Source organism: Anaerotruncus sp. 1XD42-93 (genome assembly GCF_009917605.1).
Taxonomy (GTDB): Bacteria; Bacillota; Clostridia; order Oscillospirales; family Ruminococcaceae; genus Anaerotruncus.
Map to the genome: position 1 here is coordinate 1 of NZ_QZEG01000091.1, position 6,045 is coordinate 6,045.

Sequence of the window (6,045 nt, forward strand, 5' to 3'; positions counted from 1 at the left end):
TGTCGCTTCGGATATCCATCCACTGTGCTCCTTTCATTTCCTGACTCCCTTTCCGGGCTCTTTTTCGCCCTCTTGGGAGTCTATCTTTTTTTCGCCTCCTCCGCCACAAAACTACATTTTTTCCTCGGCGTTTTCTTTCATTTTATTACTGGCGCTGACAGCGTCTCCATTTCCGTCTGGACAGCCTCCTGCACCGCCTGTTCCACAGCCTGTTCCATACTTAAAGTGGCCGCCCGGTCCTCGATGCTCTCCCGGACCACATCCATATGCCCGGTATCCGCCATCTTGGAGAAGGTCTTGTAGATGTCCGCCATCGTGTCCGGGGAGGCCAGCAGCGCCCTCGCCTGGTCGTCAGGCAGCTCCAGCGCCCCGATCTCCATCAGGATGTCCTCCCGCACCGCATACTCCACGGCGTGGTCCAGGATGTCGGCGGGTGGCTGGTCCATCAGCCGCGCCCGGAACTTGTCCTGCTCCGCCGATGCTTTCTCATACAGTTTGCTGCTCAGTTCCGTATCAGCCATTTTATCGCTCCTCCTGTCTCAAAATTTTCACCCACCGTGTTTTCATCTGGTGGGGGTACTGCCCACTGTCCCTGGGCTTGCTCCTGCCCGTCCACTCCATGCCCCCGGCCAGCCCCTCGCACACGAAGCCGGAGGCTTTCAAGGAGACGCCGCACTCGCTGTCCAGGATATAGGTGATGACCTTGCGGTAGCCCATCGCCCTCGCCGCCCGGACCGCCGCCCCATAGAGCATACTGCAAGCGTTCCTCGCCCCATCGGTGCAGAGGCGGTTGACCTCCAGCGTGTAGCCGTCATCCAGGAAGCGGCTCACCGGGCGGCCGCAGATGGCGACACCGGCGAGCCGCCCGTCCTCCCGGACGCCGATGGAGAACTTGTGTCCCACCGTGGGCTTGTGGTGGCGGTGGTGCTGGCGCACGAACTCGTTCGCCTCCCGCAGGGAGACGGGGACCAGCGACAGCATATCACTCACCGCCCACGGCGTCACGGATGCCCTGCATGATATACGCCACGCAAGGGACGGCCACGCTGTTGCCGAGCATCTGGTAACGCTTCGTGTCGCTGATGACCCTGCCGTCTGCGCCGGCCTCCGTCCAGCCGTCCGGGTAGCCCTGCAAACGCTCCGCCTCGGTGGGGGTGAGCCTCCTCACGCAAAGCCCGGTGCGGACGGGGTTCTGGTAGTTCAGCGAGTAGCCGCCGGAGGCCGCCTTTGCCAGCAGTGTGCCGCTGACCTCATCCGTCTCCCGGAGGTTGCGGCAGTCCACGGCGGCGGCTCCGTCCGCATCCTCCACCACGGCCACGCCGCCCTGATTGCAGCAGGGGTTCCCGCCGCTCAGGTCCAGCGTCCGGGAGGTGTCCGCCTCATAGAAGCCGCTCTTTGGGTTGTCCGACAGCATCCCGCCGGAGTGGTAGGCGCCGATCACATAGGCTTTCATCACGGCGCTCTGCTGGCCCGCCAGAAGGGTGGGGGCGGTCTCCTCCTGGAAACCGATGCTCCCGGACTGGCTGCCGGCCTTGTGCTTGAAGCCCGCGCTCACCACGCAGAAGTCCAGCTCGTTCCCTTGTCCGGCAGGGCGGGAAAGCCCAGCGCCGGAGGCACAGAGCGTCCCGGCGATCTGCGGGTGGGTGACGATGGGCTGCTCATGGGCGGCGGTCAGGGTGGGGGACTGCTCCTCCAGGATGCCGGCGTTGGCCTGCCCGGTCCCCATGCAGACGGCGTGGCGGTCGATGGTGTTGAGGGTGAAGGAGACATTCTCGTTGATGCCGTCCCCCTGCGGCCCGTTCCCGTCCGCCCTGCCGATCATGGAGCCCTGGATGGCGTATGCGGTGATGGGCAGGTTGCCGTGGGTCTGGCTGCGGAGGGTGGGCGATACGCCGCCCTTCTCCACATTGAGGGAGTCGCCGCCCTGGTCGTTCAGTATCTCGACCTTCGGGGCAAAGAGGTACTGGTCGTTCCCGGTCGCCAGTGTGCCGCTCTTTTCCACCTGGAGCAGAGGCCCCTTGCCCCCGCCCTCACAGCCGCAGCGGATACGCATGGAGACGGCGGGGATCACATCCCCCGCGCCTGCTGTTCCAGCGCCGTTTTGAGCATAGGCGGCAAGTCCTTGCCGCGGCGTTCCGCCCGCCGCAAAATACCCTGACAGGCTTTTGGGGACAAAGAGTATCTCGCCGGCGCGTTCGCCTCTAAGATCTGCGATAAGAAAGATGCGCCTGCGCCGCTGTGCTGTTCCGAAATATTGGGCGTCGTACACGCACCAAGCGAGGTCAACGCCTCGGCCTCGTACCATCCCGGCGTTTGCCCACCGTCCAGAACCAGGCATTGGAACTTCGGCGTCTGTGAACGCTTCCAGCACAGCCTTAAAGTCACGCCGGGAAGAACTTGACAAGGCTCCGGGGACATTTTCCCAGAGCGCGAATTTCGGGTATTCTCCATTGGTCGCCTCCTGCATTTCTCTGATGATCCTGATGGCCTCCAGAAAGAGGCCGCTCCGCTCCCCGGCAAGGCCCAGGCGCTTGCCAGATGCCACGCTCAAATCCTGGCAGGGGGAGCCGAAGGTGATGATGTCCACGGGCGGCAGCTTGCCGCCGTGGAGCTTTGTGATGTCGCCAAAGTGTTCCATGTCCGGGAAGTGCTTCTTCGTCACGGAGACGCACTCAGGGACGATCTCGCTGGCCCACAGGGGCCTGATCCCGTAAAAAGAGGCGGCATAGGGGAAACCTCCTATGCCGTCAAACAGGGAACCGAGTGTAAGCTGGTCCGTTTTCAATTTTTCTTTCCTCCGCTGTTCTTTCCGCTGTTGTCGAACTCCATCTGGAACTTCGCCCGGCCGTCCTCCTCGGTGGTGAGCAGGACATCGGCGTTGTAGGTCCTGCCCGTCCGCTGGCTCTTGCAGTCCTTCAGCTTGATGCGCCCCTCCTTCACCAGCTTCTCGGCCATGCCAGCGGTCAGGTGCTTGCCGATCTTCTTGAAGTAGGCGTTGTCCTTCCAGAGGACGAAGCGGCACTGCGTCGTCACAAACTCCACTCCGCTGCGCCCGCCTTGCGGCGAGCATCCGCTCCGTTCCGTTGCTCCTCCTTCTCCCACAAAATCTGACGATTTTGTGGGAACCCTATGAGTGCAAAACCAGCCCTTGTCACGCTCTGCCACATCCGCCCCGCAGTGGGGGCAGCTCCCGATCACCATACCCTTACCCGGCATATCCATCTGTACTCCTTTCACCGTCTCATAGTTCTTTACAAGGTCAGTCACCATCCCGGCGATCTCCCGCATGAAATCGTCCGGGGCATAGCCGCCCTTCTCGATGCCCAGCAGCTTCTCCTCCCACTCCGCCGTCATGGTGGGGGACTGTATCTGCTCCGGCACTACGGCGGCCAGGGCGCGGCCCTTGTCCGTGGGGACCAGCGCCTTGGCCTTCTTGTCCCCCTTGCGCTCCACAAAGCCCTTCTGCACCAGCTTCTCGATGATAGCGGCGCGGGTGGCGGAAGTGCCGATGCCTTTCCGCTCCACATCCTCCGGCATCTCCTCGGCCCCGGCAGCCTCCATGCTCTGGAGGAGGGTGTCCTCCGTGAAGCGTTTGGGGGGCGTCGTCTTGCCCTCTTTCAGCTCCACCTTGGCGAGGGGCAGCTCCGCATCCTCCGAGAGGGCTGGGATGGGCGGTGCGTCGTCCTCGGACTTCTCATCAGTGCTGGCGGCAACATACGCCCGCCAGCCGGGGACCGTGACCGTTTTCCCCTTGGACTTGAACTGGTGTCCGGCGCACTCCAGCGTGACGGCGGTCTCCGAATAGCGGCAGGGGTTGCCCACAGCGCAGACGAGGCGCAGTGCGATCAGGTCCAGCACCGCCAGCTCCCCGGAGGGCAAGGCGGCAAGGTCGGCGGACTCCAGCGTTTTCGTAGGGATGATGGCGTGGTGGTCGCTGACCTTCTTCCCGTTGATGACCTGGGCGGCGTTCACGGGGGCGGGGGCGTCCGGGGAGATATTACGCTTTTTCCGCACCATATCCACCAGCCCCGGCAGCATCCCCGCCATGTCCTCCGTGAGGTAGCGGCTGTCCGTCCGGGGGTAGGTGACGAGCTTCTTCTCATAGAGGCTCTGGGTGTAGTCCAGGGTCTGCTTCGCCGTGAAGCCCAACTGACGGTTGGCGTCCCGCTGGAGGGAGGTCAGGTCGTAGAGCGCCGGGGGCTTCTCCGTCCTGTCCTTGCGCTCCACATTCTTCACCGTTGCCGTCCCCGCCGAACGGCAGTCCTCCGCGATCTTCTCCGCCTCAGTCTTTTCCTTCATACGCTCTCCGTTCGCCGCAAAGCCTTCCGGCACAAGCTGGACCGTGTAGAACGGCTCGGACTGAAAGCCGCTGATCGCCGCCTCCCGGCCGCAGACCATCGCCAGCGTGGGCGTCATCACCCGGCCCACATTGAGGGTAGGCCCGTACTTGCATGAAAAGAGCCGGGTGGCGTTGATGCCGACGATCCAGTCGGCGCGCTCCCGGCACAGGGCAGCCTCATACAAGGCATCGTATTCCGTTCCCGGTCTCAGGCTGGCAAAGCCCTCCCGGATGGCGGCGTCCTCCATTGAGGAGATCCAGAGCCGCTCAAAGGGCTTTTTGCACTTGCACTGGTGGTAGACCAGCCGGAAGATCAGCTCGCCCTCCCGTCCGGCGTCTGTTGGATAGTTGGAATAGGTGACTTAGAAAATATCCATTATTCAAGGGTTTCCAGTGCCCCTATGAATTTGTAATGGATAGTAAGTCGTTGAATTTTCTGCCCGTCAACTTCTACGGGTTCAGAAACAAGAATTTTTTCTATAAGTTGATTGATTATCTTAAAATTGAGTTCTGTTATTCCTGCATAACCGCTTATCTGCTCCGCAAACTGCTCAATGGAAGATAACTGCTCCCTGTCCGCTATGGCACTTTTTTCAAGTTCCTTTATCTTGGCGGTCAGTTCTTCCTGCTCGCTGTCAAATCGTGCCGACAACATTTGGAAACGCTTTTCGGTCAGCAGTTCCCTTGTCAAGTCCTCGTACAGTTTGGCATACAGGTTTTCAATCTCCGACACACGCTGTTTACATTGCCTTAGTTCCTTTTTCTGCTGTTCCCTGTCCGCTGACATTTGGAGATTAAGACGCTCCGCAATATCCGTTACCATAGCTTTCCTGTCGGTCAATGCCTGTCCTGCGTGTTTCTGAATGTCCGCAAGCACAACTTCGTGAACCGTCCTCGCCTCAATGGTGTGTGATGAACAGCCCTCTTTCCCAAACTTGCGGTATTTGGTACAGCAGTAGAAAGTCTTGTCTAATACATTGTTCCGCTTTCTTTTCTGCTCGACTTTGGCAAGCATGGCACTCCCACAATCGGCGCACTTGATAACCCCTCGGAAGATGTTGTCATATCCGCTTGAACTTTCCCCGATAACGGGCGGTCGGCTCTGTAAAATCTTCTGCACATTGTTCCAGCGGTTCTGTTCAATGATTGGCTCATGTGTGCCATAAATGACTTCACGCTCTGCAAACGGGATATACTGTCTTTTCTTGGAACGCATGGTCTTGGTTGGTTTGTCCGCAACAGTAAGGTTTCCTGCATAGACGGGATTGTGCAATATCTGACTGACATAGGCAGTATCCCAGTCATACATTTTTTCCTCGTCCATAAAACGCTCAAACAGTTCCTTTTTGTAGAAACTCGGCTTGATGACTTTTGCCTTACGCAAGCGGTTACAGATAGTGTGAAGCCCCACGCCCTCCTCGGCGATTGAGAAAATCAGTTCCACAACGGGGGCGGTCACTTCATCAATGACAAGGTGGTTATGGTCTTTCTCGTCTTTCTGATAACCGAACGGGGCAGTGGTAGCCATATACTTGCCCTGCATTCTCCTTGCGTGGAGTGCGCTCTTGATTTTCCTTGACGTGTCCTTTGCGTACATTTCATTGAACACAGGTTATTGGGGAAAGGGAAAGCAAGCAGGCAAAAATCCAGTATTCATGCGGGTTTGCGGCGAGATGGCTCTCAAAAGCTAACCTCACAAAAGACAG

Annotated in this window: 4 protein-coding genes and 1 pseudogene; all 5 read right to left on the reverse strand. The window is 59.5% G+C overall.

Features of this window, described 5'->3' with window-relative positions; translation table 11 throughout:
* Window positions 1–137 precede the first annotated feature (137 nt).
* The 5 genes and pseudogenes from D5269_RS16485 to D5269_RS16505 all read right to left on the reverse strand — a co-directional run bounded on the left by D5269_RS16485 (window position 138) and on the right by D5269_RS16505 (window position 5,867).
* The gene (locus D5269_RS16485) at window positions 138–521 is read right to left on the reverse strand and encodes a DUF3848 domain-containing protein (RefSeq protein WP_120487025.1); all 384 of its coding nucleotides are present in this window, start codon (window positions 519–521) and stop codon (window positions 138–140) included.
* Between the two features lies 1 nt (window position 522).
* A complete protein-coding gene (locus D5269_RS16490; protein WP_120487026.1) occupies window positions 523–981 on the reverse strand; it encodes an XF1762 family protein in 459 nt (152 codons plus the stop codon).
* A 1-nt stretch (window position 982) separates the two neighbouring features.
* The gene (locus D5269_RS16495) at window positions 983–2,785 is read right to left on the reverse strand and encodes a DNA cytosine methyltransferase (protein WP_120487027.1); all 1,803 of its coding nucleotides are present in this window, start codon (window positions 2,783–2,785) and stop codon (window positions 983–985) included.
* Window positions 2,782–4,680: pseudogene (locus tag D5269_RS16500) on the reverse strand (DNA topoisomerase); the annotation flags it as partial. The gene D5269_RS16495 and the pseudogene D5269_RS16500, both read right to left, overlap by 4 nt.
* A 35-nt stretch (window positions 4,681–4,715) precedes the next feature.
* On the reverse strand, window positions 4,716–5,867 hold the full coding sequence (locus D5269_RS16505; protein ID WP_243150866.1) for a recombinase family protein: 1,152 nt from the start codon (window positions 5,865–5,867) through the stop codon (window positions 4,716–4,718).
* Between the last annotated feature and the right edge of the window lie 178 nt (window positions 5,868–6,045).

What these genes read in the sequence shown, in the direction of transcription:
- D5269_RS16490 (WP_120487026.1), bottom strand. Translation starts at nt 981, where the DNA reads ATGCTGTCGCTGGTCCCCGTCTCCCTGCGGGAGGCGAACGAGTTCGTG.
- D5269_RS16485 (WP_120487025.1), bottom strand. Translation starts at nt 521, where the DNA reads ATGGCTGATACGGAACTGAGCAGCAAACTGTATGAGAAAGCATCGGCG.
- D5269_RS16505 (WP_243150866.1), bottom strand. Translation starts at nt 5,867, where the DNA reads ATGGCTACCACTGCCCCGTTCGGTTATCAGAAAGACGAGAAAGACCAT.